General features: G+C 67.6%; 28 protein-coding genes. 12 read left to right on the top strand and 16 right to left on the bottom strand.

Annotation, left to right across the window (positions count from 1 at the left end; translation table 11 throughout):
• The first annotated feature begins 216 nt into the window (after positions 1 to 216).
• From purL to bfr, 6 genes are all read left to right on the top strand, one after another.
• Positions 217 to 2448, top strand: coding sequence for a phosphoribosylformylglycinamidine synthase subunit PurL (gene purL, locus AX709_RS06680; RefSeq protein ID WP_066548056.1), 2232 nt, complete (start codon positions 217 to 219; stop codon positions 2446 to 2448).
• A 58-nt stretch (positions 2449 to 2506) separates the two neighbouring features.
• A complete protein-coding gene (locus AX709_RS06675; protein ID WP_066476525.1) occupies positions 2507 to 3094 on the top strand; it encodes a peroxiredoxin family protein in 588 nt (195 codons plus the stop codon).
• 150 nt (positions 3095 to 3244) lie between these two features.
• Positions 3245 to 3919, top strand: a complete 675-nt coding sequence (locus AX709_RS06670; RefSeq protein WP_066476527.1) for a nitroreductase family protein — start codon at positions 3245 to 3247, stop codon at positions 3917 to 3919.
• 70 nt (positions 3920 to 3989) lie between these two features.
• Positions 3990 to 5225 (top strand): DUF418 domain-containing protein, encoded by a 1236-nt coding sequence (locus AX709_RS06665; protein WP_066548054.1) that lies wholly within the window; start codon positions 3990 to 3992, stop codon positions 5223 to 5225.
• 85 nt (positions 5226 to 5310) lie between these two features.
• Positions 5311 to 5481 (top strand): (2Fe-2S)-binding protein, encoded by a 171-nt coding sequence (locus tag AX709_RS06660; RefSeq protein ID WP_066476532.1) that lies wholly within the window; start codon positions 5311 to 5313, stop codon positions 5479 to 5481.
• Positions 5482 to 5584: 103 nt separating this feature from the next.
• A complete protein-coding gene (bfr, locus tag AX709_RS06655; RefSeq protein WP_066548052.1) occupies positions 5585 to 6070 on the top strand; it encodes a bacterioferritin in 486 nt (161 codons plus the stop codon).
• A 183-nt stretch (positions 6071 to 6253) separates the two neighbouring features.
• On the opposite strand, the gene AX709_RS06650 is transcribed toward bfr, so the two are convergent.
• The 9 genes from AX709_RS06650 to AX709_RS06610 form a co-directional block, all read right to left on the bottom strand.
• Entirely contained in the window at positions 6254 to 6667 is a 414-nt protein-coding gene (locus tag AX709_RS06650) for an Hpt domain-containing protein (RefSeq protein ID WP_066476534.1), read from the bottom strand.
• A gap of 70 nt (positions 6668 to 6737) precedes the next feature.
• Positions 6738 to 6944, bottom strand: coding sequence for a sulfurtransferase TusA family protein (locus tag AX709_RS06645; protein WP_066476536.1), 207 nt, complete (start codon positions 6942 to 6944; stop codon positions 6738 to 6740).
• Entirely contained in the window at positions 6941 to 8308 is a 1368-nt protein-coding gene (gene der / locus AX709_RS06640; RefSeq protein WP_066548201.1) for a ribosome biogenesis GTPase Der, read from the bottom strand. Before der ends, AX709_RS06645 begins: the two co-directional genes overlap by 4 nt.
• Positions 8309 to 8334: 26 nt before the next feature.
• Positions 8335 to 9657 carry an outer membrane protein assembly factor BamB family protein gene (locus tag AX709_RS06635; RefSeq protein ID WP_066476544.1) on the bottom strand — a complete coding sequence of 441 codons (1323 nt, stop codon included), beginning with the start codon at positions 9655 to 9657 and terminating at the stop codon, positions 8335 to 8337.
• Positions 9654 to 10388: a tetratricopeptide repeat protein gene (locus tag AX709_RS06630; protein ID WP_066476545.1), complete on the bottom strand. Its 735-nt coding sequence runs from the start codon at positions 10386 to 10388 to the stop codon at positions 9654 to 9656. The genes AX709_RS06635 and AX709_RS06630 overlap by 4 nt, the downstream gene beginning before the upstream one ends.
• 89 nt (positions 10389 to 10477) lie before the next feature.
• Positions 10478 to 11350, bottom strand: coding sequence for a 3-methyl-2-oxobutanoate hydroxymethyltransferase (panB, locus tag AX709_RS06625; RefSeq protein WP_066476546.1), 873 nt, complete (start codon positions 11348 to 11350; stop codon positions 10478 to 10480).
• Between the two features lie 55 nt (positions 11351 to 11405).
• Positions 11406 to 11846: a hypothetical protein gene (locus AX709_RS06620; protein ID WP_066548050.1), complete on the bottom strand. Its 441-nt coding sequence runs from the start codon at positions 11844 to 11846 to the stop codon at positions 11406 to 11408.
• A 46-nt stretch (positions 11847 to 11892) separates the two neighbouring features.
• Positions 11893 to 12237, bottom strand: coding sequence for an ArsC family reductase (locus AX709_RS06615; RefSeq protein ID WP_066548048.1), 345 nt, complete (start codon positions 12235 to 12237; stop codon positions 11893 to 11895).
• Positions 12238 to 12273: 36 nt separating this feature from the next.
• Positions 12274 to 12756, bottom strand: coding sequence for a hypothetical protein (locus AX709_RS06610; protein WP_066476559.1), 483 nt, complete (start codon positions 12754 to 12756; stop codon positions 12274 to 12276).
• A 111-nt stretch (positions 12757 to 12867) separates the two neighbouring features.
• Here AX709_RS06610 and AX709_RS06605 point away from each other — a divergent pair, with 111 nt between their 5' ends.
• On the top strand, positions 12868 to 13425 hold the full coding sequence (locus AX709_RS06605; protein WP_066476561.1) for a TetR/AcrR family transcriptional regulator: 558 nt from the start codon (positions 12868 to 12870) through the stop codon (positions 13423 to 13425).
• Positions 13426 to 13431: 6 nt separating this feature from the next.
• On the opposite strand, the gene AX709_RS06600 is transcribed toward AX709_RS06605, so the two are convergent.
• Positions 13432 to 15123, bottom strand: a complete 1692-nt coding sequence (locus tag AX709_RS06600) for an amidohydrolase (protein ID WP_066548046.1) — start codon at positions 15121 to 15123, stop codon at positions 13432 to 13434.
• Positions 15120 to 15986, bottom strand: a complete 867-nt coding sequence (locus AX709_RS06595; RefSeq protein WP_066548043.1) for an NAD(P)-dependent oxidoreductase — start codon at positions 15984 to 15986, stop codon at positions 15120 to 15122. The genes AX709_RS06600 and AX709_RS06595 overlap by 4 nt, the downstream gene beginning before the upstream one ends.
• Positions 15987 to 16045: 59 nt before the next feature.
• Between AX709_RS06595 and AX709_RS06590 the strand changes: the two genes are divergently transcribed.
• Positions 16046 to 17296, top strand: a complete 1251-nt coding sequence (locus AX709_RS06590; RefSeq protein WP_066476567.1) for a threonine ammonia-lyase — start codon at positions 16046 to 16048, stop codon at positions 17294 to 17296.
• A gap of 6 nt (positions 17297 to 17302) precedes the next feature.
• Here the strand turns inward: AX709_RS06590 and AX709_RS06585 are convergent, their stop codons facing one another.
• The gene (locus tag AX709_RS06585) at positions 17303 to 19009 is read right to left on the bottom strand and encodes a hypothetical protein (RefSeq protein WP_156454180.1); all 1707 of its coding nucleotides are present in this window, start codon (positions 19007 to 19009) and stop codon (positions 17303 to 17305) included.
• 394 nt (positions 19010 to 19403) lie between these two features.
• Between AX709_RS06585 and AX709_RS06580 the strand changes: the two genes are divergently transcribed.
• Positions 19404 to 20180, top strand: coding sequence for an arginyltransferase (locus tag AX709_RS06580; RefSeq protein WP_066548038.1), 777 nt, complete (start codon positions 19404 to 19406; stop codon positions 20178 to 20180).
• A 26-nt stretch (positions 20181 to 20206) separates the two neighbouring features.
• On the opposite strand, the gene AX709_RS06575 is transcribed toward AX709_RS06580, so the two are convergent.
• From AX709_RS06575 to AX709_RS06560, 4 genes are all read right to left on the bottom strand, one after another.
• Positions 20207 to 21022, bottom strand: a complete 816-nt coding sequence (locus AX709_RS06575) for a transglutaminase family protein (RefSeq protein ID WP_066548034.1) — start codon at positions 21020 to 21022, stop codon at positions 20207 to 20209.
• Positions 21022 to 21957, bottom strand: a complete 936-nt coding sequence (locus AX709_RS06570) for an alpha-E domain-containing protein (RefSeq protein WP_197417088.1) — start codon at positions 21955 to 21957, stop codon at positions 21022 to 21024. Before AX709_RS06570 ends, AX709_RS06575 begins: the two co-directional genes overlap by 1 nt.
• 22 nt (positions 21958 to 21979) lie before the next feature.
• Positions 21980 to 23470, bottom strand: a complete 1491-nt coding sequence (locus AX709_RS06565) for a circularly permuted type 2 ATP-grasp protein (protein WP_066476580.1) — start codon at positions 23468 to 23470, stop codon at positions 21980 to 21982.
• 108 nt (positions 23471 to 23578) lie between these two features.
• Positions 23579 to 24061 (bottom strand): SspB family protein, encoded by a 483-nt coding sequence (locus AX709_RS06560; protein WP_066476583.1) that lies wholly within the window; start codon positions 24059 to 24061, stop codon positions 23579 to 23581.
• 70 nt (positions 24062 to 24131) lie between these two features.
• On the opposite strand from AX709_RS06560, the gene hisB reads away from it, so the two are divergent.
• The 3 genes from hisB to hisA all read left to right on the top strand — a co-directional run bounded on the left by hisB (position 24132) and on the right by hisA (position 26207).
• Positions 24132 to 24719, top strand: coding sequence for an imidazoleglycerol-phosphate dehydratase HisB (hisB, locus tag AX709_RS06555; protein WP_066476586.1), 588 nt, complete (start codon positions 24132 to 24134; stop codon positions 24717 to 24719).
• Positions 24716 to 25318, top strand: coding sequence for an imidazole glycerol phosphate synthase subunit HisH (gene hisH, locus AX709_RS06550; protein WP_066548032.1), 603 nt, complete (start codon positions 24716 to 24718; stop codon positions 25316 to 25318). The genes hisB and hisH overlap by 4 nt, the downstream gene beginning before the upstream one ends.
• Positions 25319 to 25463: 145 nt before the next feature.
• Positions 25464 to 26207, top strand: coding sequence for a 1-(5-phosphoribosyl)-5-[(5-phosphoribosylamino)methylideneamino]imidazole-4-carboxamide isomerase (hisA, locus tag AX709_RS06545; protein ID WP_066548031.1), 744 nt, complete (start codon positions 25464 to 25466; stop codon positions 26205 to 26207).
• Positions 26208 to 26234: the final 27 nt, after the last annotated feature.

The following is a 26234-nucleotide window of genomic DNA, read 5'->3' as shown; positions in this document are numbered from 1 at the left end:
GCCGGGGTGACAGAGGATTTGCGGCTGGCATTCGCTGGATACTCCATTCCAGATACGTGTCTCGGGCCAATCAGGCGGCCGCATGCCACCCTGCCGGCATGGCGCACCTGTCGTCCCGCTCCGCATCCCGATCAAACGCGCACGGGCAGGTCGAAACCAGACGTCGCACAGCACGCGCAATTGCGCCCTTCGCCGCATCCCCCTAAAGCGCGGCGCATGACCGAGATCACGCCCGAAATCGTCGCCGAGCACGGCCTGTCGCCCGAAGAATATGATCGCGTGCTGGCGGCGCTGGGACGGGTGCCCAACCTGACCGAGCTCGGCATCTTCTCGGTCATGTGGTCGGAGCATTGCAGCTACAAATCCAGCCGCATCCACCTGAAGCAGCTGCCGACCGAGGCACCCTGGGTGATCTGCGGCCCCGGCGAGAATGCGGGCGTCATCGACATCGGCGACGGCCAGGCGGCGATCTTCAAGATGGAGAGCCACAACCACCCGTCCTATATCGAGCCCTATCAGGGCGCGGCGACCGGGGTGGGCGGCATCCTGCGCGACGTGTTCACCATGGGCGCGCGGCCGATCGCGAACCTGAACGCGCTGCGCTTCGGCCGGCCCGATCATCCGAAGATGCGCCACCTGATCGCCGGCGTCGTCCACGGCATCGGCGGCTATGGCAATTGCGTCGGCGTCCCGACGGTGGGGGGCGAGGTCAATTTCCACCCCGCTTACGATGGCAACATCCTGGTCAACGCGATGACCGTCGGCATCGCCCAGCAGGACAAGATCTTCTACAGCGCCGCCGCCGGCATCGGCAATCCGGTCGTCTATGTCGGGTCGAAGACCGGGCGCGACGGTATCCATGGCGCGACGATGGCGAGCGCCGATTTCGACGAGAAGTCGGACGAGAAGCGCCCGACCGTTCAGGTCGGCGATCCCTTCACGGAGAAGCTGCTGATCGAGGCGTGTCTGGAGCTGATGGCGTCAGACGCCATTGTGGCGATCCAGGATATGGGCGCAGCCGGCCTGACCTCCTCCAGCGTCGAAATGGCGTCGAAGGGTGGAGTCGGCATCGAACTGATCATGGACGCGGTGCCGCAGCGCGAAACCGGCATGACGCCCTATGAAATGATGCTGTCCGAATCGCAGGAACGGATGCTGATGGTGCTCAAGCCCGGCCGCGAGGCCGAGGCGGAGGCGATCTTCCGAAAATGGGAGCTCGACTTCGCGGTGATCGGCACCGTCACCGAGCCGGATCCGGTTCTTGGGGGCCGCATGGTGCTCAAATGGCGGGGCGAGACCGTTGCCGACATCCCGCTCGGGCCGCTGGCCGACGAAGCGCCGCTCTATGACCGGCCGTGGGTGCCGACGCCTCCGCCCGCCGATCTGACCGACGCGCCGGAAAGCGCGAACGTCGCGGTCGATCTGCTCAAGCTGATGGCGACACCCGATCTCGCCAGCCGGCGCTGGATCTGGGAGCAGTATGACACCCAAGTCGGCGCCGACACGGTGCAGCGCCCCGGCGGCGACGCGGCGGTGGTGCGCGTCCACGGGACGGCCAAGGCGCTGGCGATGACCACCGACTGCACGCCGCGCTATTGCTTCGCCGACCCGGTCGCGGGCGGCAAGCAGGCGGTGGCGGAGGCGTGGCGCAACCTGACCTGTGTCGGCGCGACCCCGCTCGCCATCACCAACTGCCTGAACTTCGCCAATCCGCAGCGGCCCGAGATCATGGGCCAGATCGTCGGGTGCCTGGACGGCATGGCCCAGGCGTGCCGCGCGCTCGATTTTCCGATCGTGAGCGGCAATGTGTCGCTCTACAACGAATCGAAGGCGACGGGCGGTGGCTCCGCCATCCTGCCCACACCGGCGATCGGCGGGGTCGGCATCCTCCAGGACTGGGAGCGATCGGCGACGATCGGGTTCAAGGGGCTGGGCGACATCATCCTGCTGGTCGGCGAGCGCGAGGGGCATCTGGGCCAGTCGCTGTGGCTGCGCGAACTGCACGGGCGCGAGGATGGGCCGCCGCCGTTCGTCGACCTGAAGGCCGAGCGGCGGACCGGCGACTTCATCCGCGGCCAGATCGGCTGCGGCGCGATCAAGGCGTGCCATGACGTGTCCGACGGCGGCGTCGCGGTCGCGGTCGCCGAAATGGCGCTGGCCAGCGGCATCGGCGCGCTGATCGATTCGCCCCAGCCGTTCGGCAATGCCGGCTCCTTCTTTGGCGAGGACCAGGGGCTGTACGTCGTGACCGTGTGCGACACCTGTCTCGCCGACTTCATGGCGGCGGCGCACGCGGCCGACGTGCCGGTCGATCCGTTGGGCCGCACGATCCGCGACCGCATCCTGTTCGAGACCGAGGATGGCGACTGGGCGGTGACGATCGAGGAACTGCGCGCCGCGCACGAAGGCTTCTTTCCCACGCTGATGGGCGACGCCGCGGCGCTGTAACCCGCACGGTCGTCGCCGCGAACCGGGACGAGACCCGTTCAACCTGCAAGGAAACATCATGTCCCGACTGATCGGCCCGACGCTCTCCGCCCTGCTGCTGGCACCCGCGGGCATCGCCGTGCTTGCGACCAGCCCGTCCGCGCCGGCGCTGGCCCAGTCGGTGCCGGGTCCGGCGGTCGGCGGCAAGCTCGCGCTCGGCCACGCGCTGCGCGGCCAGGACGGCAAGCCGACGACTTTGCAGCGACAGGCGGCGGGCAAGCCGATCATGGTCGTGCTGTTCAGGTCGGCGAAATGGTGCCCCTATTGCCAGACGCAGCTGAAGGGGCTGGGCGACATCGCCGCGCAGGCGCGCGCGAAGGGCGTGCGCTTCGTCGCGGTCAGCTATGACGATCCCGCGGTGCTCGCCGATTTCGCTGCGAAGCAGAACATCGCGTTCCCGCTGCTGAGCGATGCCGGTGGCGCGATGGCCAACGCCTGGGGCCTGCGCGACCCGCGCTATCCGGAGGGCAATTTCGCCTATGGCGTCCCCTATCCCACCGTCCTCGTCCTCGATGCCAAGGGACGGGTGAAGGCGAAATCGGTCGAAACCGATTACAAGAAGCGGCCGAGCACCGCCGACCTGCTGGCGATGCTGGCAAAGGCGTGACGCGAGCATTGTGGGCCGGACGAAAGGGAAACCATTGAGACCAAACCCTATGAAAACCGCTCGTGTCGAGCATCGTCGAGACACGTATCTCGACTTCGCTCGATACGAACGGGGACGTTGTGGATGTTTAGATCGGCGCTCAATTCGCCCATGACCCAGCCCGTCCTCATCCCCTGGCAACCCTATCCCGACATGACCGACGTCGAGCGCGCGGACGCCGCGCGTGCCTTTCATGCCGCAATGGCGACGCGCCGCACGTGCCGCGCCTTCGCACCGACGCCGGTGGCGCGCGAGGTGATCGAGGCGGCGATCCTGGCGGCGGGCAGCGCGCCGAGCGGGGCCAATCACCAGCCCTGGCATTTCGCGGTGGTCGGATCGGCCGCGGCCAAGCGCGCCATCCGCGAGGGCGCGGAGGCCGAGGAACGCGAATTCTATGCCGGCAAGGCGGGACAGGAATGGCTGGAGGCGCTGGCCCCGTTGGGGACCGACGCGGACAAAAGCTATCTGGAAGTGGCACCCTGGCTGATCGTGGTGTTCGGCCAGCGCCGCGGCGGCCCGCAGCCGGGGGACGACCGCCAGAATTATTATGTGACCGAGAGCGTCGGCATCGCCTGTGGCCTGCTGCTCGCCGCGCTGCATCAGGCGGGGCTGGCGACGCTTACGCACACCCCCAATCCCATGCGATTCCTGAACACGATCTGCGCGCGTCCGGCGAACGAGAAGCCGCTGATGATCGTGACCGTCGGCCATGCCGCCGCCGACGCGACCATTCCGCTCCATGCCATCCAGCGCAAGTCGATCGAGGAGATCACGTCCTGGCTGTGAGCTGACTGCTTGCGCCCCTTTTCGCTGCCGGGCGATCGGTGTATCGGTGGCGCAATACAGGGGGGCAAAGATGAACGGCAACGCGACCGATCGAATCGGGACGCTCGACATCGTCCGCGGGGTAGCGGTGATGGGCATCCTGACCATGAACATCGTCGGCATGTCGATGGTCGACACCGCCTATATGAATCCGCGCGCCTATGGCGGCGCGACCGGCATCGACCTCGTCGCCTATCTGTTCAATTTCGTGCTGTTCGACGGCAAGATGCGCGGGCTGTTCTCGTTCCTGTTCGGCGCTTCAATGCTGCTGGTGATCGATCGGGCGACCGCAAAGGGCGAAAGCCCGGCGCGGATCCACTTCGCCCGGATGTTCTGGCTGTTCGTCTTCGGCCTCGCCCACCTGTATCTGATCTGGTGGGGCGACATCCTCCATCACTATGCGATCATGGGGTCGATCGCGTATCTGATGCGCAACCTGTCGGTCCGCCGGATGATCGCGGTCGGTATCGGGTTGATCGTGGTCGAGATGCTGGTGACGGGGTCGCTTCCCGCCTTCATCTTCGCCGCGCAGCAGCCGGGCGCGCCAGCCGAAATGGCGAAGGCGCTGGCGGGGTTCGAGAAGGGGTTCGGCGTGCCTCCCGCCGACTATATCGCGGCCGACCTGGCCAATTATCGCGGCACCTATGCCGACATTCTTGCCAAGCGGGTCGCCAAGCATGCCGGCACGCCGATCAACACCGTGCTGTTTGTCGGGTGGGAGACGCTCGCCTATATGTTGTTCGGCATGGCCGCGCTGCGATCGGGCATGCTGACCGGCGCGTGGCCGCTGGCACGCTATCGCAAGTGGCTGGCGATCGGTTTCGGGATCGGCATCCCCGCCTATGCCGCGATCGCCGCGATGATGGTCGCGGCGAATTTCTCGATCCTGAGCGTGACGCTGGGCGTGATGGCGTTGGCGACGCCGGTGCGGCCGTTGATGATCGTCGGCTGGGCGGCGCTGATCATCCTGGCCACCCGCAACGGCGGCGCGTGGGTCGAACGGATCGCGGCGACCGGGCGGATGGCGTTCACCAACTATCTGATGACATCGATCCTGATGACGACGCTGTTCTACGGCTATGGATTCGGGCTGTACGGCGAACTGAGCCGGGCGACGCTCTACCTGCCCATGCTGGGAATGTGGGCGCTGATGCTGGCCTGGTCCAAGCCGTGGCTCGATCGCTTCCAGTACGGGCCGCTCGAATGGATGTGGCGGTCGCTCACGCGGCTCCAGCTTCAGCCGATGCAGCGCCCCAGCCCGGCCTGACCAGATTTTTGCGAACGCGATGCAATAGACGTTGCGAGCCAGTCTCATTAGCTCTACATATACTTCGTCGAAGCAAGAGAGCGCCATGGTCGTCTGCGTCTGCAATGCAATTCGGGAACGCGAGCTGCGTGATGCGGTACGCGGCGGCGCGATGAGCGCGGCGCAGGCCTATCGTGCGCTCGGGCGCCAGGCGAAATGCGGCCAATGCGTCCCGTTCGCGCGCAGCATCATCGAGGCCGAACGCGCGACTGCTTGACACTCGCATTTGCGCGAAAGTGCCGCAAATCTGCGATTTTTAGCCTGTTCCCCAGCCGCCTGCGCGCGTAGACTCACCGTCGAAACGATCGAGGACCGGTTCCATGAAGGGCGACGAAGGCGTCATCGAATATCTCAATCAGGTGCTCAAGAACGAGCTGACGGCGATCAACCAATATTGGTTGCACTACCGCCTGCTCGATCACTGGGGCGTCCGCCGCCTGGCCGAATTCGAACGGCACGAATCGATCGATGAAATGAAGCATGCCGACTGGGTGTCGGAACGCATCCTGTTCCTCGACGGCCTGCCCAATTTCCAGCTGCTCGGCCGGCTGCGCATCGGCGAGACGGTCGAGGAGGTGCTCAAAGCCGATCTGGCGCTCGAGCACGATGCGCTCGTCACGCTGCGCGACGCGATCGCGCATAGCGAGGCGGTTCGCGACTATGTCAGCCGCGACCTGTTCCGCAGGATCCTGGACAGCGAAGAGGAGCATGTCGACACGCTCGAACGTCAGTTTGAGATGATCGAACGGATGGGGCTGGAAAACTATATCCAGCTCAACTCCAGGCCCGAAAAGGAGGAGGACTGACCATCGTCGCCGCGCACGACCATTTTCCCGCCGTCACCCCGGGCTTGATCCGGGGTCTCGCTGCCTGATCCGACGCAAGAAATTGCGGGACCCCGGGTCGAGCCCAAGGGTAACCCGGAGATTTCCACCGACGATTCGGCTCGGGCGTTTCGGGTTGAACGGGTCGCTACGATACCCGCGCGCTTACAACGCGGCGCGGCGCCCGAATTGCGGACGGCGCGCGACCAGCGGATTGGCTTCCGCCTCCAGCATGTTCAGCGTCTTTTCAAACAGCGGGCGCAGCTGGACGACATATTGCAGCGCCTCGGTCGGCGCGTCCTGGCGCTCGACGCAGGCGCGCGCGATCATCTCGATCGTCTCCGCAAGCTCCGACAGCGGCTCCGCGCCGAACTGACGCGATTCGCCCTTCAGGGTGTGCGCGGGAATGACCATCGCGGTGGCGTTCTGGTTGCGCATCGCGTGCTCGATCGCCGCCACCGACTTGACGCCGTCTTCACGAAAATAGCCGAGGATGCGCACGAAGCTGGCACCCAGCTCGGTCCGCGCTTGTGCAAACGCGGTCCAGTCGACCAGCGCAGCCCCCTCCGACCCGTTCATAACGATCTCCAAAACGCCGTCTGGCACCCCGTCCCGGGCTTATCGGAAACCGGTAAACAGGATGTTGATGTCAGCGCCCTTGCGTCAGGATAAACACATGGTCGTCAGGATGTTCGAGGTGCAACCCCGCATGCGCCGCCGCTGCTGCGACCTCGGCAGCGGCGGCGGGATCGTCGGCGATGAGGTGAATGGGCAGCGCAGCGCCGTCGCGGAGCGCACGCGCGAGCCGGATCGCCGGCCACGGACAACGCAGGCCCCGCGCGTCGATCCGCGTCATCCGTGGTCGAACGGATTCTTGGACGCGCGCAGGTTGAGGCGCACCGGCACCGCACCGAAATCGAACTCGCGCCGGATGCCGTTGATCAGGTAGCGGCGATAGCTTTCGGGCAACAGGTCGACGCGCGTACCGAACAGCACGAAGCTGGGCGGGCGCGTGTTGTTCTGGGTGATGTAGCGCGGTTTGATCCGTTTGCCGCCAGGCGCGGGCGGCGGATTGGTTTCGATCGCACGCTCGAACCAGCGGTTGAGCGCCCCGGTCGACACGCGGCGCGACCACGCCTCGCGCGTTTCGAAGCCGACGCGGATCAGCGTATCGAGCCCCTTGCCCGTCGCGCCCGAAACGGTCAGCAGCGGCACGCCCTTTACCTGTGCCAACCCCTCGTCCAGCGCGCCCTTGACGCCGTTGAACAGGCTGGAGGGGTTTTCCGCGACATCCCATTTGTTGAGCGCGATGATGAGCGCGCGGCCCTCCTGCAGGGCGCGGTCGGCGATCTTGAGGTCCTGGACCTCGAGCCCCTTGGTCGCATCGAGCAGCAGGACGACGACCTCGGCGAAGTCGATCGCGCGCAGCGCGTCAGCGACCGACAGCTTCTCCAGCTTCTCCTGCACCTTGGCGCGCTTGCGCATCCCGGCGGTATCGATCAGCCGCACCGCGCGCGGCTGGCCGTCGCCATCGGTCCATTGCCAGTCGACCGCGATCGAATCGCGGGTGATCCCCGCCTCCGGCCCGGTGATCAGCCGGTCCTGGCCGAGCAGCTTGTTGATCAGCGTCGACTTGCCCGCATTGGGCCGGCCGACGATCGCGAGCTTGAGCGGGGCATCGGGCGACTCCGGGTCGACCGGCGCGGCATCGACATCCTCGGGAAGCTCGACATAGGGGCGCAGCGCCTCGAACAGGTCGACGACGCCCTCGCCATGTTCGGCCGACAACGGGATGGGATCGCCGAGCCCGAGCGCCATCGCTTCGTAGATGCCCGGTTCCCCGGCGCGCCCTTCGGCCTTGTTGGCGACCAGCACGATCGGGGTATCGGCGGTGCGCAACCAGCGTGCGATTTCGGCATCGAGCGGCGTCACCCCCGCCCGTGCATCGACCATGAACAGGGCGACATCGGCGTCGCGGACCGCCGCCTCGGTCTGGGCGCGCATGCGGCCGGGCAGCGTGGCGGCGTCCTCGTCCTCGTAACCGGCGGTATCCATCACCAGGAATTCGAGGCCGAGCAGATTGGCTTCGCCCTCGCGCCGGTCGCGCGTGACGCCGGGCTGATCGTCGACCAGCGCCAGCCGCTTGCCGACCAGACGGTTGAACAGCGTCGACTTGCCGACATTGGGCCTGCCGATGATGGCGACCACGGGTAAGCTCATCGGCATGGCGCGCGCCCCCGCCCCGCTCAGCGGAACGCGGTCAACCGACCGCTGTCATCGAGGATGAGGAGCATGTTGTTGGCGACCACCGGCGACAGGGTGGTCGGCCCGACTGCGCGCTTCATCGTCGTGGTGATGCTGCCGTCCGTTACCGCGGCGGACACGATGTCGCCTTGGGAATTGACCAGCAGCAATCGGCCGCCCGCGAGCACCGGACCACGCCAGGTGATCGGCCCCTTCTTGCTCTTTTCCTTGCGGTAGCGCGGCAGCTGGCTGATCCAGCGGATCTTGCCGCTGGCGCGCGCGATGCAGACCAGCCGGGCGTCGTCGGTCACCACGAACAGCCATTCGCCGGCCAGCCACGGGGTCGCGACCCCGCCCAGATTCTGCTCCCACAACCGCTGGCCGCTCACCACCTCGACCGCAACCATCCGCCCGCCCTCGCCGACGGCATAGACGCGGCCCTGATCGATCACGGGTTCGGCATCGATATCGGCCAGCGCCGAAACCGACGTCGTGATGCTCGTGCGCGACAGCGTGTCGGCCCACACCGAACGGCCATTTTCATAGCGATAGGCGTTGAGTTCGCCGGACGAATAGCCCGCGACGACGGTGCCCTGCGCATAGGCGGGCGCCGCCACCCCGAACACGCCCTGCGGCTCGATCGACCCGGATTGCGACCACAGCACCGACCCGTCGGCCTGAGACAGCGCGAAGAGCTGGTTGTCCTGGCTCAGCACATAGAGGTTGCCGCTCGCCAGCGTCGGCGAACCGCGCAGCGGCCCGCCGGGCTTTGCGCGCCACAATTCCGCGCCGTCGTCGGCATTCAGCGCGACGACATCGCCCAGCCCGTTGGCGGCGAACACGCGGTTCCCCTCAATGCTGACCCCGCCGCCAAAGCGTGCGCCACGATTTTCGTCGCCCGCGGTCGCCCGCTTCCACAGCGTGGCGCCATTGTCCGCCGACAGCGCATGGACCGTCGCGTTGCTGTCGATCAGGTAGATGCGACCGTCCGCCACCACCGGCGACGCAGCCAGCCGCACGCGCGTGGTGCCGCCGGGAATCCGCACCGACCAGGCCGGCGCGATCGGATCGCCGAGCCCGAGATGACCCATCGATTTCGCCGCATTGCCGCCCGGCTGCGTCCAGGTCGGGTTGGCGACCGGGACGGGGGGAATGACCTGGATCGACGCGATCGTCGGATCGGCCTTGATTTCGTTTTCGGTGACCAGGATCGGCACGCGCTGGCCGACCACCGGGGTGCGCTTCGGCCCGCCCTTGAACACGCCGCACGCGCTGAGCGCCGCGAGCAGGACGATCGCCGTGGTGGCCCGTACGGTTGACTTCATTGGGTATTCTTTTCCTCACCTTGCGCCGCTGCGGCCTTGGACGCCGCCGGCGTCTGATCAATCGCATCGACGCCCAGCACGCCCGCCATCTGCACCGCGCGCTGGCGGATCGTCGCCGGCACGCGCTCGGTCTGCGCGATCTGGCCGAACAGCTTGCCCGCCGGTCCCGGCTGGTTGAGCCGCAGATAGGCGACGGCGACCATTTCGCCCGCAGTCCCGAACCACGGGCTGTCCTTTACCGCCAGGCCGCGCAGCCGATCGATCACCGCCTGGGGCGCCAGCATATCGTATTCGGCCGATGTCTGGCGGATTAACGCCAGGTCGCGAAAGGGCTTGGCAACGCCTTCGTCCTTGGCGACCTGAGCGAACTTGGCGGCCGCACCCTTCAGGTCGTCCTTGGTCAGCAGGATGTCGGCTTCGGTGAACAGCGCCGACGCGCGATACCCCGGCCGGTCCGACTTGGCGAGTTCGGCGAGGATCGGCTGCGCTTCGGCCGGTTTCTCCGCGCCCAGCGCCTCCAGTGCACGGCTGAAACGCTCACCCTCCGCGCCGGCAGCTTCGGCCTGGCGGTGCTGCCAGTAAAGCCAGCCGCCGAACGCGGCGAGCGCGACCAGGACGATGCCGACGATGGCGATGCCCCAGCGCCGCCACAGGCCGATCATCTGGTCACGGCGCAGCTCCTCATCCACCTCGCGGAGGAATGCGTCGCTGGTCTCAGGGGGTAACGCCAAGTTCGGGCTCCGTCGGGTGGGGTCGGTCAAAAGGTGGCGGACATTAGCCGCGCCAAATCGCAAAGCAAAGCGGGCGAAGACAAGGTGGCTCAGCCCTTGGGGACGTAGATTTGTTCCGCGCCGGGAAAGCGCCGTGCCCGCACGTCGGCGGCATAGGTTTCAACCGCGGCAGAAATGCGGCCGGCGAGGTCGTCAAAGCGTTTGACGAAGCGGGGTGTCCGCTCGAACAGGCCCAGCATGTCCTCCGCCACCAGCACCTGGCCGTCGCACTGCGCCGACGCGCCGATGCCGATGGTGGGACAGGCAACCGCGCGGGTGATGTCGATCGCGATCGGCTCCATCACACCCTCTATGACCATAGCGAAGGCGCCGGCATCGGCTATGGCGCGTGCGTCGCCGACGATCTTGTCGGCTTCGGCCTGGCTGCGCCCGCGCGCGCCATAGCCGCCGAGCAGGTTGACCGCCTGGGGTGTCAGGCCGACATGACCCATGACCGGCACGCCCCGTTCCGACAGGAAGCGCACCGTCGGCGCCATCGCGACGCCGCCCTCCAGCTTCACTGCCGCGGCGCCCGTTTCCTTCATCAGCCGCGATGCGCTTGCAAACGCCTGTTCGGGGGAGGCTTCGTAGCTGCCGAACGGCATGTCGATGACGACCAGCGCATGATAGCTGCCGCGCACCACCGCGGCACCGTGCGCCGCCATCATCTCCAGCGTGACGGGCACCGTCGACGGCAGGCCGTAGACCACCTGGCCCAGACTGTCGCCGACGAGCAGCATGTCGCAGTGCGGATCGAGCAGCTGCGCCATCCGCACCGTATAGGCGGTCAGCATCACCACCGGCTCGGCAGTCGTGCCGTCCGCCTTGCGCGCGCGGATCGCCGGCACGGTCAGCCGCTTCATCGGCGCCGGCGTCGGATTGGCGCGGCTGGTCGCGGTATCAAGCGTGAAGGTGGTCGACATGTGCCCCGCTGTTAGCCCGATGCGCGAGGAAGCGCCACCCCGGCCGTGACCGCGCTCAGCGCAGCCAGCCCCGCCCGGCCGCCGTGCGCGCCAGCCACAGCTGGACCACCGCGACAACGATGATGAAGATCGGAAACGGCACCGTCGCCGCCGCGCCCTTGACCGCGATCAGATCGGTCGCGCCGAACACCCAGGCGAACTGGACGATCGCCGCGATCAGCGACAGCGCGAAGAAATAGGTCGCGAGCCGCCGCCGCGCGAGCAGCGCCAGCCCGCCGAAAAATCCGCCCCAGGTCGCCAGGCCGTACAGCCAGGTCACCCAGCGCGGCCGCTGGGCAAGCAGCTGGCGGTCGTAGTCGGGCAGCGCCGCGCGCGCCGCATCGCTCATCGCCACGTCCATGTAGAATGCAAGGATGCCCGTCGCACCCCACAAGGTGATCAAAATCGCCGCCGTCCAGTACCAGGTCGGCAGCTTCGCCCGCGCGTCCCCCACCATATGAGCCCCCTCATCGTTCGTTCCCACGAGGGCGTTTAGCGCAGTTTCATCCAAATTGCGCCGCATATTGGTCCGGATCGAACCCGATCACGAGATGGCCGGCATGTTCGACGATCGGGCGGCGGATCATCGAGGGTTGCGCGACCATCAGCGCGATCGCGCGCGCCTCGTCCAGCCCCTGCCGCTCGCCCTCGGGCAGCTTGCGAAAGGTGGTGCCGGACCGGTTGATCAGCCGCTCCCAGCCGGCCTGCCGCGTCCACTCGCGCAGCTTCGCCGCGTCGATACCCCGCGACTTGTAGTCGTGGAAATCATAGGTGACGCCGGCGGAATCGAGCCAGGCGCGCGCCTTCTTCATCGTGTCGCAGTTCTTGATGCCGTAGACGGTGGTCATGGAAAGGATGCTCGCAATCGGGAGTGGATCGACGCCCTAGCCGCAGCGCACGCGCGGCGTGCGCACGTCGTCGACCGTGACGGTCAGCACGTCGCCCGCCCCGCGCGCGAGGCGATAGGTGGTTTCGTTGGTCATCCCCTCGCCGCTGACAACTGCCGCGACGTCGATGCCGCCGCCGGCCGCCACCGGGGTCACGCGCTGAACCTCCGCCACGCTTTCGTAGAAGCGCAGCCGTGCCGAATCGATCACCAACCGCATCTCGCTGAAGGGTGCGGCGCAGGCCGACGCATCGCGATCCCATGTGCCGAGATAAGGCGTGGGAATCGTCGCGGCGGTGCCGGGGTCGCCCGCCGGCTCCCGGGAGTCCGGCGCGGTGGGCGGTGCCGGCGATGCGACATTCGCCGACACGTTATCCGCCGGAACGTCGTCGGGCGCGGCGCGGTCACAGCCGACCGACAGACCGACAGCCGCAAGGGCGATGAGGCGAAGCGCCGCGTGCGCGCAGGACGAAGGGGTCATGCCGCCCCTCTTAGCCCGCCGCCACGATCGGTCAAATGGCGACGCCCGGCCATCGATCCGCGCGCTGGACATAAATCTTTCAAATCTCTGCGGATGATGCAAACCTGAATCATGGCGCATGCATCGACTCAATCCGCGACCAAGCCCGACCTTCGTCGCGCCGAGATCCTGGAGAAGCTGGCGGACCACATGCTGGCGGCGGGCCTGTCCGGATCGAGCCTGCGCGCAATGGCCCGCGCGGTCGGCACGAGCGACCGGATGCTGCTCTATTATTTCCGCGACAAGACCGAACTGGTCGGCGCGACGCTGGAGGTGATCGCCGCGCGGCTGGTGGCGATGATGGAGGCGCAGCGCGCGCCCGAACCCCGGCCCTACGCCATCCTGGTCAGGGAACTGAGCACGTCGCTGCTCAACCCGCAGGCGTGGCCGTACATGCGGCTGTGGCTCGAACTTGCGAGCCTGTCGGCGCTGGGCGACCCGGTGTTCCGCGCGGTCGGCGAACAGATCGGGCGCGGCTTCCTGGAATGGGGAACGGCGCAGCTCGACTCCCCGACGCCCGAGGCCCGCGCGATCGAGGGCGCGAAGCTGCTCGTGACGATCGAGGGGCTGGCGCTGTTGACCAGCATCGGACTCGACGACGTGTGCCGAACGGCGCTGGACGCGCCGTAGGGCGGATCAGCGCGCAGCCGCCCCGGCCGAGTCCATGACCGGATCGCCGCGCTTCCAAACCTGTTCGCCACCGACCCAGGTTTCGAGCACCTGGAGCTGGCGCAACGCCGCCGCGTCGGCGGTCACCGGATCGCGATCGACGACGATGAAGTCGGCGCGCAGCCCCGGTGCCAGCGTGCCGAAGCGCGTTTCGGCAAAGCCCGCATAGGCCGCGTCGATCGAAAAGGCGCGCCACGCCTGCTCGCGCGTCACCGCTTCCTCCGCGCGCCAGCCGCCGATCGGCTCACCCTTCTCGTCCTGGCGGGTGAAGGCGGCCGCCCAGCCTACGAACGGGTTGGGATGTTCGACCGGATAGTCGGAACCGAAGGCGAGGCGCGATCCGACCCCGAGCATCGATTTCCACGCATAGGCACCGCCCAGCCGCCCCTCGCCCAGTCGCGCCTCCGCCATCGTGCGATCGCTGGTCTGATGCACCGGCTGCATCGACGCGATCGTGCCGTGGCGACCGAACCGCGGGAGGTCGGCCGGGTCGACGATCTGGGCATGCTCGATCCGCCAGCGCCGGTCGCCGGGATAGGACCCGGCCAGTTCCTCGATCGCGTCGAGCACCCCGGCATTGGCGCGGTCGCCGATCGCGTGGATCGCGATCTGGAACCCATCCATCGTGCCCCGGCTCATCAGGTTGCGCAGCTGGGTATCGCTGGTGATCGCCAGCCCCTGCTGTCCCGGGGCGTCGGCATAAGGTGCCTTGAGCAGCGCGCCGCGCGAGCCGAGCGCGCCGTCGACATAGAGCTTGATCCCGCCCATGCGCAGCCTGTCGGCGTAAAGCCACGGCGTCGGGCCGTTGCCGCCGACGCGGAGCGCGGGCTCGATGCCGGCGGAATAGGCCATGATGCGCACGCGCAGCAGGCCCTGGTCGCCCATGCGGCGATAGGTCAGCCAGTCGTCGACGCTGGTGCCCATGTCGGCGGTGGCGGTGATGCCGTTGGACAGCAGGATGCGCTGGGCATCCAGGAACGCCTGGTTGCGCTCGCGCGGGGTGGGGGCCGGCACCTTGTCGTCGATCAGCTGCGACGCCGCGTCGACGAAGATGCCGGTCGGCTGGCCCTTCGCGTCCTTTTCAATTCTTCCGCCGTTGGGCGCGGCCGTGCGCGGGGTGATCCCGGCCGCCTTCATCGCCGCGCTGTTCGCCCAGCCGGCATGGCCGTCGACGCGCTCCAGCCAGACCGGGCGACCGGGCACGATCGCATCCAGATCGGCCGCCGTCGGAAAGCGGCCCAGCCCCCAGCGTTCCTGATTCCAGCCGCGCCCGATGATCCACGGGCGATTGGGATTGGCCGCGGCATAGGCCACGATCTTCGCCTTTGCCTCCTCGAGGCTGGCGGTGCCGCTCAGGTCGAGCGACCCCGCCTGGAACCCGAGCCCCATGACATGACCGTGCGCGTCGATCATGCCGGGCATGACGAAGCGCCCCTTCATGTCGGTGCGCCAGTCGGGGCGCGCGGGCCGCTTTTCACCTTCGCGCAGCAGCCGCGTCACCTTGCCCTCGCGGTCGATCAGGATGCCGGTAAAGCGGACCACCCGGCCTTCGGTGTCGAGCGCGACGCCGTTGACATTGTCGACCAACGCATCGGCCAGCGCGACGGGCGCGGCGACCAGCGCGAGCAGCGCGGCGAAGGGGCGCAGCCAGCGCCTCATTTCGCGATCCTGCGCACCAGCGCGCTCGTATCCTGCCGATTGCCGCCCATCGCCTGTACCTCCGCATAGAATTGATCGACCATTGCGGTCATCGGCAATGTCGCGCCGTTGCGACGCGCCTCGTCGAGGGCGAGGCCCAGGTCCTTCCGCATCCAGTCGATCGCGAAACCGAAGTCGAAGCGGTCCTCGGCCATCGACTGCCAGCGATTCACCATCTGCCAGCTCTGCGCCGCGCCGCCCGAGACCGCTTCAAACACGCGGTCGAGGTCGAGGCCCGATTTCTGGGCAAAGCGCAGTGCTTCGGCCAGGCCCTGAAGCACGCCGGCGATCGCGATCTGGTTGACCATCTTCGTCGTCTGGCCCGCGCCCGCCGCGCCGACATGGACGATGCGCGCGGCATAGGCCGACATGACCGGCTCCGCCGCGGCCATCGCCGCCGCCGTGCCGCCGCACATGATCGACAGCTTGCCGTTTTCCGCGCCTGCCTGCCCCCCCGAAACAGGCGCATCGACCGCGTGCAGTCCGCGCGCTTCGGCCTCCGCCGCCAGTCGCCGGGCGATGTCGGCGGACACCGTGGTATGATCGATGAATACCGCGCCCGCGCGCATCGCATCGAACGCGCCGTCCGACCCGAGAGTCACCGCCGCCAGATCGTCGTCGTTCCCGACGCAGGTGATGACCGCGTCCCGGTCCGTCGCCGCTTGCGCCGGGGTGGCGGCGACCGCGCCGCCATGCCGGGTCACCCACGCCTCGGCACGCGCGCGGGTGCGGTTATAGACGGTCACCTCGTGCCCGGCGGCCGCCAGGTGCCCGGCCATCGGCCCGCCCATCACGCCCACGCCGATAAATGCGATTTTTGCCATAGGCTGCCCGCATAAGCGGTGTTCCGTGCCCGCGCCAGATGGGTTAGGTGCCATGGTCTATGGCTACCCAACCCACGTCCGCCGCAGCCGCCGCGCCGCTGCCCGTATCGATCGACGATGTCCGCACCGCGCATGCGCGAATCGTCGACGCGATCGTGCGGACCCCGACGCTGATTTCGCGCACGCTGTCGGAGCTGACGGGCGCTACCGTCTATCTGAAGTTCGAAAACCTTCAGTTCACCGCCGCCTATAAGGAACGCGGCGCGCTCAACACGCTGCTCCAGCTCACCGAGACGCAGCGCGCCAAGGGCGTGATCGCCGCGTCGGCGGGCAATCATGCCCAGGGCCTGGCCTATCACGCCAGCCGGCTGGGCATTCCGGCGACGATCGTCATGCCCAAGCCGACGCCGACGGTGAAGGTGACCCAGACCGAGGGCCATGGCGCGACGATCGTGCTGGAGGGCGAGACGTTCGACGCCGCCTATGCGCACAGCCGCAAGCTGGAGGCCGAGCGCGGCTATACCTTCGTCCACCCCTTTGACGATGCGCGGGTGATTGCGGGCCAGGGCACCGTCGCGATCGAAATGCTGGAGGACGCGCCCGACATCGACACGCTGGTCGTGCCGATCGGCGGCGGCGGGCTGATTTCGGGCATGGCGACCGTCGCGCGCGCCGCGGGCCGACCGATCGAGGTGGTCGGCGTCGAGGCCGAGCTGTTCCCGTCGATGTACAACCGCCTGAACGGCACCACCCTGCCCTGCGCGGGCGATACGCTGGCCGAGGGCATCGCGGTCAAGGAACCGGGCACGCTGACCGCGCGGATGGTCGAGGCGCTGGTCGACGACGTGCTGCTGGTCGGCGAACGCCATCTGGAGGAAGCGGTCAGCCTGCTCGTCCAGATCGAGAAGACGGTCGTCGAGGGCGCGGGTGCCGCCGGGCTCGCCGCGCTGCTCGCCCGCCCCGGCCGCTTTGCCGGGCGGACGGTCGGTATCGTGCTGTGCGGCGGCAACATCGACACGCGCCTCCTCGCCAACGTCCTGCTGCGCGACCTGGCCCGGTCGGGCCGGCTCGCCCGGCTGCGCGTGCGGCTGCAGGACAGGCCGGGCGCGCTCTATCAGGTTGCGCGGACCTTTCACGAGCAGGGCGTCAACATCATCGAGGTCTATCACCAGCGGGTGTTCACCACGCTGCCGGCCAAGGGCCTGATCACCGACATCGAATGCGAGACGCGCGACCGTGCGCATCTCGACCGGCTGATCGACGCGCTCAGGCTGGCCAATTACGAGGTCAGCCAGGTCGAGCTGGCCTGACCGGGCTCAGAAGTTCAGCGGCGTCCCTGATTTCGCGGCGACGCGGCGGATCAGCGCGATGTCCTCGGCATAGCCGGGCTGGCCGGCATAGTCGAAGAACTGCTTCAGCACCTGATAATCGCCATCCTGGTTCGACACGCCATAGGGTTTGATCTGGCCGCGATCGAGCGCTTCCTCATGCAGCAACAGGCTCATGCGGAAGAAGTTGGCGGTGATCCGCTTGTATTCGGCGAGCTGCGCGTCGCGCACCGTCGCCGACAGCGCCTGATTGTCCTTGCGGTTCCAGCGGGTCGGCACGTGGCGGTTATACGCGGTGAAGTAGTTGAACTTGAGGTTGAACGGCTGCGTCGCCCCCTTGGGGTCGGCATCGGGATGGTAGCTGCGGGTGACGAGCCTGAGGCCGGTCTGGAAGGTGCGATGCAGGAAATAGTCGTTGAAGGTCAGCTGGCTCAGCAGATACTCGCCGACCTTGGTCGAATTTGAGCCGTTGACGCGCTGCAGCGCCGGATCGAAACGCAGGCCGAGCATGAACCAGCTGAGCTGCATCGCATCGGTTTCGTCGCGCAAGGTCGCATCGGGACGGACGCTGTCGATGACGAACTGGGGAAAGCCGAGCAGGCGCAACCGGTCGCGCATCGCATCCTTGCCGCCGACATTGCCCGGTAGCCCCCGGCTCGCCTCCGACGGGTCGAAGCCGAAGCGCGCGGTGTCGCCCAGTTCCCAGATGGTGTTGGGCAGCATCTCGGGCAGACGGCCGTTGCCGCTGTCCGGCAGCGTGGCGCGCTTGCCGGCAAAGGCCGCGCGGAATGGTGCCTCCTTGGCGAGATAGGCAAAGGCAATCTGGCCGCGCATGAACGTCGTGCGTCCCATCGCCTGGCTGCGCATCAAGTGCTGGCCGATCAGCGCGTTGCGGTATTTGAGCGCGCTGATCCGCTCGACGCGCCAGCGATCGGCCGGATCGTAAGGATTGAGCCCCGCAAAGGGCTGGGTCAGCGTCTCGACGCCGAAATAGAGTTTCCAGAAATTGAAGTCGCTCGGGTCGGCGAGATACGCGTTCTGAAGCGCCTCCCATTCGGCCGCGCGCGCGGGGATGGCGATGCGCGGCACGTCTGAAATCCAGTCGTCCATCGTGCCTTCGCCGGGGCCATGCGCGATGTCGGCGGACCACAGCGGGAACGGCACACCGACCCGGAGCTTGTCGAAGTCGATCGCCAGGAATTCGTCGCGGGCGCGATGGGCGTCGGCCAGCGTGCGGACCGGCGCGGCACCGGTCGTCACCGGCATGAAGCGGGCCAGCTCGCCGGCGAGCGCGAGGTCGCGTTCGGCACTGGTCGCGCCGGGCAGCACCGCACCCCCGGGCTGGAGCAGGCGGAATGTGCGGGGGTTCTCGGCGGGCAGACTGAACTGGGTGCGCACGAACTTGACGCCGCGTACCAGCGCCCGCGCCTCGACTTCACTGGCGCCGTCGATCATCGCGCGGCGGACGATCTCGGAATCGCTCGTCCCGATCCGGGCGAGGTCGAAGAAGTCGGCACCGTGACACGCGACGCAGCTGTCCTTCTCCCGCACCTTGCGCCACATCGCGAGTGCTGCTGCATAATCGTCGGGCGTCGTCTCGCCATCGGTCCGGAAGCTGACCTGACGTGTGCCCTGGGGTGTCTCGACGACGGTCGTGAGGACGCCCGGATCGCCCTCCTCGAAGCAGCCGGCCACCAGGCATGCAAGGAGGACAGGCGCGAAGGACAAGCGCAGGCGAAATGCGGCGCGACGCGCGCCCCCGGAAACCGACATCGGCATATGACCCCTCACAAAAAGCGTGATTCGACACGGGCTTGCGATGCTGACCCCCCGGGGTGCAGCTGCACGGATACATAGCCGCAATCGTCGGTAACCGCAGCTTACGAAAACTGCTTACCGGGTGATAAGGCGCAATATCGCGAAACCGAAGGCGTCGACCTCGGCCCCGGTACCGCGTGGACGGGTGCGGCGGGCGCGTTAACCATCATTATTGGTAAACACGCTTTTCACGAAGCTTTGTTCACCGCATATTCGCTTTCGACGCGTAGCAGGCCCGGCATCGTCCGGGGTTGAGCAGAAGGGTTGACGGGTGAGCGCACCGTTCAGATTTCCCCGGTTTTTCGTGACCAGCCCGACGCCCTGCCCCTATCTGCCGGGCCGGCAGGAGCGAAAGGTCTTCACCGAGCTGAACGGACCGCACGCCGGCGAACTGAACGACGCGCTCGGCCGGATCGGCTTCCGCCGCAGCCAGTCGGTCGCCTATCGTCCGTCCTGTGCGGGCTGTTCCGCCTGTGTCTCGGTCCGCGTCGTCACCGGCCAGTTCAAGCCCAATGCCACCCAGCGCAAGCTGCTCAAGCGTCACGGCGATCTGGAAGTCACCGCCTGCCGCCCATGGGCGACCGGCGAGCAGTTCGAGTTGCTGCGCCGTTATCTGTCGGCGCGCCACCCCGGCGGCGGCATGACCCAGATGGACGAGCATGATTATGCCGACATGGTCGAACAGAGCCCGGTCCGCAGCTTCGTCATCGAATATCGCGAGCCGCCCGTGGGCGGCACGCCGGGCCGGCTGGTCGGCGCGTGCATCACCGACCAGCAGGGCGACGGGCTGTCGATGATCTACAGCTTCTTCCTGGCCGACGACGAACGGCGCCAGGGGCTGGGCAATTACATCATCCTCGACCACATCCTGCGTGCCCGTGCGGCCGGCCTGCCCTATGTGTATCTGGGCTATTGGGTGAAGGGGTCGCAGCGCATGGCGTACAAGGCGCGCTTCCGTCCGCTCGAGACGCTGGGCCCGATGGGCTGGATGGCGCTCAACGATCCGGTCGATCCCGCCGTGCAGCCGCGCGCCCACCAGCCGGCCTGAGTCGCGCGCGGCATCGCCGCAGTCGTTCAGCCCTGGCCGTCCACGTCGCCTTCGGTAAGCTCCACATCGCTGGCAGTGCCATGATCGCCGCTGCGCGCCTCCGCGATGAAGGCCGCGCCATGGGCATCGAGGCCGATCGCGCCGCGAACATGCGTCTCGGCGGGTGACTCGCCGGCTTCCGGGTCGAAGCCGATCCAGCCGATGCCGGCGACATGCGCCTCCGCCCAGGCATGGGGGTACAACGTCGCGCCGCCACCGCCGATCGCGCGATAGCCCGACACGAAGCGCGCGGGCAGGCCCAGGCAGATTGCCGCGGCGATGAAGAGCTGCGCCGCCTCCCGCGTGCTTCCGCTCATGCCTTCGACCGTTTCGCTGGCGGGACGCGCGTGGGCGCGCCCGTCGACCGCCGCGAAGGTGAATCCGGCATGGATCGCACCATTCAGGCGGTACGCACGATCGAGCGGGTCGCCTTCGCCCGCCAGATCGCGGGCAAGTTCGCCCAGCCGCGCGGTGCAGCGCGTCGCCTCCGTCGTGCGCAGATAGAAGATCGGCGGGAGCGGCTCGGCCGATCCGGTCACCGCGCCCGAGAACGGCGTCGTCAGCACGTCGCCGGTGACGGTCAGCTCGACCGCGTCGACCGGCCCGGTCGCATAGAGCATCGTCACCTGATTGCCGAAACCGTCGATACCGTGACGCAGGCGCGCATCGCAGCTGACGTCGAGATGCCAGGCCACGACCGATTGGTGGTCGGTATCGCCCGGCATCAGCCGCAGCAGCTGGATCAGCCGGTTCTGCGGCTGGTCGAAGCGGCGGACGCTGTGGTGGGCGAGCGACAGGCGCATCAGGGAAACCGGAACTGCCGCGCGATCGCGTCGCCGATCAGGTCGTTTTCGCGGATGAAGTTTTCGAGATACTCGTGAAGGCCGCTCAGGATCACTTCGGACCCGCGCGTCTTCTGCATCCGGTTCATCCGCGCGCGCGCCATGCGCCCCGCCTCGCCCTGAAGCCCGGTTTCCTTGGCGAGCAGGCTCAGCATCTCCAGCGCCTCCTCCGCGCTTGCCGCCAGCGACCGCGGCAGCTCGCGCCGGGTGAGCAGCAGGTCGATGACCAGCTCGGGCCTCAGCCCCTCGGTATAGACCCAGCGATAGGCGGTCACCGCCGACACCGTCTGCAGGATCGTCGTCCACTGGTCACGATCGATCACGCCGCCGACCGGCTCGCCCGCGGGCAGGAGCAGGTGGTATTTGACGTCGATCAGCCGCGCGGTGTTGTCGGCGCGCTCGATCGCTGCGCCAAGGCGGATGAACCACGTCGCCTCGTTGCGCATCATCCGCGTCACCGCACCGTCGAACCCGCGCGTCTCCGCCTTGACCGCCTCGACCAGATTGAGCGTCGCGGCCGATCCGCCGGGGCTGGAGCGGTTGTGAAAGATCAGCCAGGCGCGGTTGATCGCGGTCCACGCGTCGCGGGTCAGCGCGGTGCGCACCGCGCGGGCGTTGTTGCGCGCGGCCTCCAGGCATCGGATGATCGACCCGGGGTGGCTGGCGTCCAGCGTCAGGAAGCGGGCGACATTCTGGGGCGTCAGCGTGTGATCGGTCGCGGCGAACGATTCCTCGCAATAGGTGACGGTCAGCGCGCTCTGCCACGCCGCCTCGCCCGCGGGCCGTGCGGACAGCGCGTCGAGCCGGATCGTCGCCTCGACCAGCCGGGCGATGAAGTCGGCGCGCTCGACATAGCGCCCCAGCCAGTAGAGCGAGGCCGCGGCGCGCGACAGCATCAGCATGGCGCACGCCGCACGGTCACGCCCCGCCCCCCTGCTGGAACTGGAACTGCGCCTGGACCGCGTCGGCGGGCGCGCGATCGGGCAGCAGCACGAAGCTGTCCTTGGTCCCGCCGCCCTGGCTGGAATTGACCACCAGCGAACCCGGTTTCAGCGCGACGCGGGTCAGTCCGCCGGGCACGACCTGAACCCCGCCGCTGCCGGTCAGCACGAACGGACGGAAGTCGACATGACGCGGCGCGATGCCCTGATCGGTAAAGGTCGGCACGGTCGACAGCGCCAGTGTCGGCTGGGCGATGTAGCGTTGCGGCTCGGCGATCAGCGCGGCGCGGAACGTCTCGATCTCCGCCTTGCTGGCGGTGGGGCCGACCAGCATGCCGTAGCCGCCCGACCCGTCGACCAGCTTGACCACCACTTCGTCGAGATGGTCGAGCACATATTTGAGCGCGTCGGGTTCGCGGCAGCGCCAGGTTTCGACATTGGGCAGCTTGGCCTCGCCCCCCGAATAAAAGCGCACGATGTCGGGCATGTAGCTGTAGATCGCCTTGTCGTCCGCGATGCCGTTGCCCGGCGCGTTGAGCAGCGTGACGTTGCCCGCGCGATAGGCCGCCATGATGCCGGGCACGCCCAGCATCGAATCGGGACGGAAGACCAGTGGATCGAGAAAGTCGTCGTCGATGCGGCGATAGATGACGTCGACCTGCACGGGCCCGGCGATCGTCTGCATGAACACGCGGTCGTCGTCGACGATCAGGTCGGCGGCCTCGACCAGCGGGACGCCCATCGAATCGGCCAGGAAGCTGTGCTCGTAATAGGCAGAGTTGAAATGGCCCGGCGTCAGCACGACGCAGGCCGGTTCCCCCCTGCATCCCGGCGGCGCGACCGAACGCATGGTTTCCAGCAGCCGGTCGGGATAGCTGTCGACCGCCGCGACCCGGAAACTGCGGAACAGCTCCGGGCACAGCCGGATCATCGCCTCGCGATTTTCCAGCATGTAGGAGACGCCCGAGGGGGTGCGCGCATTGTCCTCCAGCACGAAGAACTGGTCGGGGCCGGTACGCACCAGGTCGATGCCGCAGATATGCGCCCAGATGCCGCGCGGCGGGCGGATGCCGACCACTTCGGGTCGAAACTGGGCGTTGCAGAAGATCAGCTCGGGCGGCAGCACGCCTTCGGCCAGGATGCGCCGCGCGCCATAGATGTCGTCGAGGAAAGCGTTGATCGCCTCGACCCGCTGAACCAGCCCATCCGACAGCCGCGCCCATTCGTCCGCCAGAAAGACACGCGGAATCATGTCGAACGGGATGATGCGTTCGGATGCGTCGCGATCGCCATAAACGGCGAAGGTGATGCCAAGCTGGCGGAACATCGTCTCTGCGGCCGCCAGCCGCCGTTCAAGCTCGCCGGGCGGCGTTTCGTGCATCCATGCGGCGAGTTCGGAAAGCTCGGACCGCGGCGCGTTCGGGCCGCTGGTCCCCCAGATTTCGTCGAACGCTGCGCGCGCTGCCATCCGCTCTCCCGCCGGCCGGATTTGGATCGAGTGACCATGCTGCCCGCGTCTGTTGCAACGCACAAGGCCTAATGCGCGGGTCGGCGGCACGCCGTGCCGCGCGCCGGCCTATTTCTTGCGCTTGAAATCCACCGCGACGACGTTCGACCCGTCGTCGGCGGGCTTGACCGCGGGGCCGTCATTTTCCGCTTCCTCGTGCGGGCCGGGGCCCTCGGGACCGTCAGACACGTGAAAGCGCAGCTCGAAATTGACCGCGGGATCATGGAACCCGGTCACCGCCGAAAACGGAATCGTCAGCGTCGACGGAACCTGGTTGAAGCTGAGCCCGACCGAAAAACGCCCGTCGTCGACCTTGAGATCCCAGAAGCGATTCTGGAGCACGATCGTCATTTCGTCGGGGAAACGCTCGGTCAGCCGCTGGGGGATGTCGACGCCCGGCGCGCCGGTCTTGAAGGTGATGTAGAAATGGTGCTGACCGGGCAGCCCGCCCTGTTCGGCGACCGAACCCAGCACGCGCCCGACGACCGCGCGCAATGCCTCCTGGACGATCTCGTCATAGGGAATCAGGCTGTCGGGTACGTTGGATGACATTGCGTCTAGCTACCCGTCCCAGCGTGTGGGTCAAGATTGCACCGGCGCGAACGCACGCTATGTGGACCTCATGCGCACCGCCACCCTCAACCGATCGACCCAGGAAACGCAGATCGACGTGACCGTCGATCTCGACGGGTCGGGCAGTTATGAAATTTCCACCGGGATCGGCTTTTTCGACCATATGCTCGAACAGCTTTCCCGGCATTCGCTCATCGACCTCAAGGTCAAGACGGTCGGCGACCTGCATATCGACCAGCATCACACGGTCGAGGATACCGCGCTGGCGATCGGCGCGGCGGTCGCGCAGGCGCTGGGCGACAAGAAGGGCATCCGCCGCTATGGCGACGCGCTGTCGCCGATGGACGAGACGCTGACCCGCGTCGCGATCGACATTTCCGGGCGACCCTGGCTCGTCTTCAAGACCGAGTTCACCCAGAAGCGGCTGGGCGAGATGGACACCGAGATGTTCGAGCACTTCTTCCACAGTTTCGCGCAAAGCGCGGGCGTGACGCTGCATGTCGAGACACTGTACGGCCAGAACAACCATCACATCGCCGAAAGCGCCTTCAAGGGGCTGGCCCGCGCGCTGCGCCAGGCGGTCGAGATCGACGCACGCAAGGCCGACGCGATCCCGTCGACCAAAGGTACGCTGTGAGCGTCGCGCTGATCGATTACGGCGCGGGCAATCTCCATTCGGTCCACAACGCCCTGATCGCGGCGGGTGCGCGCGACGTCGCGGTCACCGCCGATCCAGATGCCGTGCTGGCGGCCGATCGCATCGTCCTGCCCGGCGTCGGTGCGTTCCGGGCGTGCATGGACGGGCTGGCGGCGTTGCCCGGCATGATCGACGCGCTGCAGGCGCGTGTCATCAAAGGCGGCGCGCCCTTTTTGGGCGTATGCGTCGGCATGCAGCTGATGGCCGACATCGGCGAGGAGTTCGGCGCGCATCGCGGGCTCGGCTGGGTGCGCGGGCGCGTGCGCGCGCTCACGCCGTCGCCTGAGCTTCGCGTGCCGCATATGGGCTGGAACGACGTCGTGCCGGTCGCGCCGCACGCGCTGATCCAGCCGGGCGAAGCCTATTTCCTGCACAGCTTCGCGTTCGACGGCGACGAGGTGGTGGCAACCACCGATCATGGCGGGCCAGTCACCGCCGCGATCGGCCGCGACAATGTGCTGGGCGTGCAGTTCCACCCGGAAAAGAGCCAGCGCTACGGCATCGCGCTGCTGGAAAGGTTTCTTGAATGGCGGCCGTGAACCACCTGATCCTCCCCGAGCTGCGCTCGGGGAGGGGGACCGCGCGCCAAAGGCGCGGGGTGGAGGGGCCGGGCGGCGAGGGAATACCCCTCCCCCATTCGCTGCGCGAATGGTCCCCCTCCCCGAGCAAGCTCGGGGAGGAATGATGACCCCCCTCATCCTCTTTCCCGCCATCGACCTGAAAGGCGGGCAGGTCGTGCGCCTGGCCGAAGGGGACATGGCGCGCGCGACCGTTTATGGCGACGATCCGGCCGCCCAGGCGCGGCTGTTTGCCGAAGCGGGCGCGGACTGGCTGCACATGGTCGATCTCGACGGCGCCTTTGCCGGACGATCGGTCAACGGCGAAGCGGTAGCAGGCGCGATCGAGGCGTTCCCCGGCAAGGTTCAGCTCGGCGGCGGCATCCGCGACATGGCCGGGGTCGAGCGCTGGCTGGCGCTGGGCGTGGCACGCGTGGTGATCGGGACCGCTGCGTTGAAGGACCCCGATTTCGTGAAAGCCGCGGCGCGTGCGTATCCCGGCCGGATCGTCGTCGGTGTCGATGCGCGCGACGGCATGGTCGCGACCGAGGGTTGGGCCGACGTGTCCGATGTCGCCGCGGTCGACCTGGCCCGGCGGTTCGAGGATGCGGGCGTCGCGGCCCTGCTGTTCACCGATGTCGGTCGCGACGGGCTGCTCAAGGGGTGCAATGTCGAGGCGACGGTGGCGCTCGCCCGCGCGGTGTCGATTCCGGTGATCGCCAGCGGCGGCGTTGCGGGAATGGCCGACATCCACGCGCTGGTCCGCCATGTCGGCAACGGCGTCGAAGGCGTCATCACCGGCCGCGCGCTCTATGACGGCCGGCTCGATCTGGCCGAGGCGATTGCGGTGGCGCGGGGGCAGGGAGCATGAGCGGCACTGCAACTGACTTCGGCTCCC

This window comes from Sphingomonas sp. CCH15-F11 (assembly GCF_001557005.1).
Classification (GTDB): domain Bacteria; phylum Pseudomonadota; class Alphaproteobacteria; order Sphingomonadales; family Sphingomonadaceae; genus Sphingomonas.
Note: the sequence above shows the minus strand (reverse complement) of the source record. Positions and strands in the feature narration are given on the sequence as shown.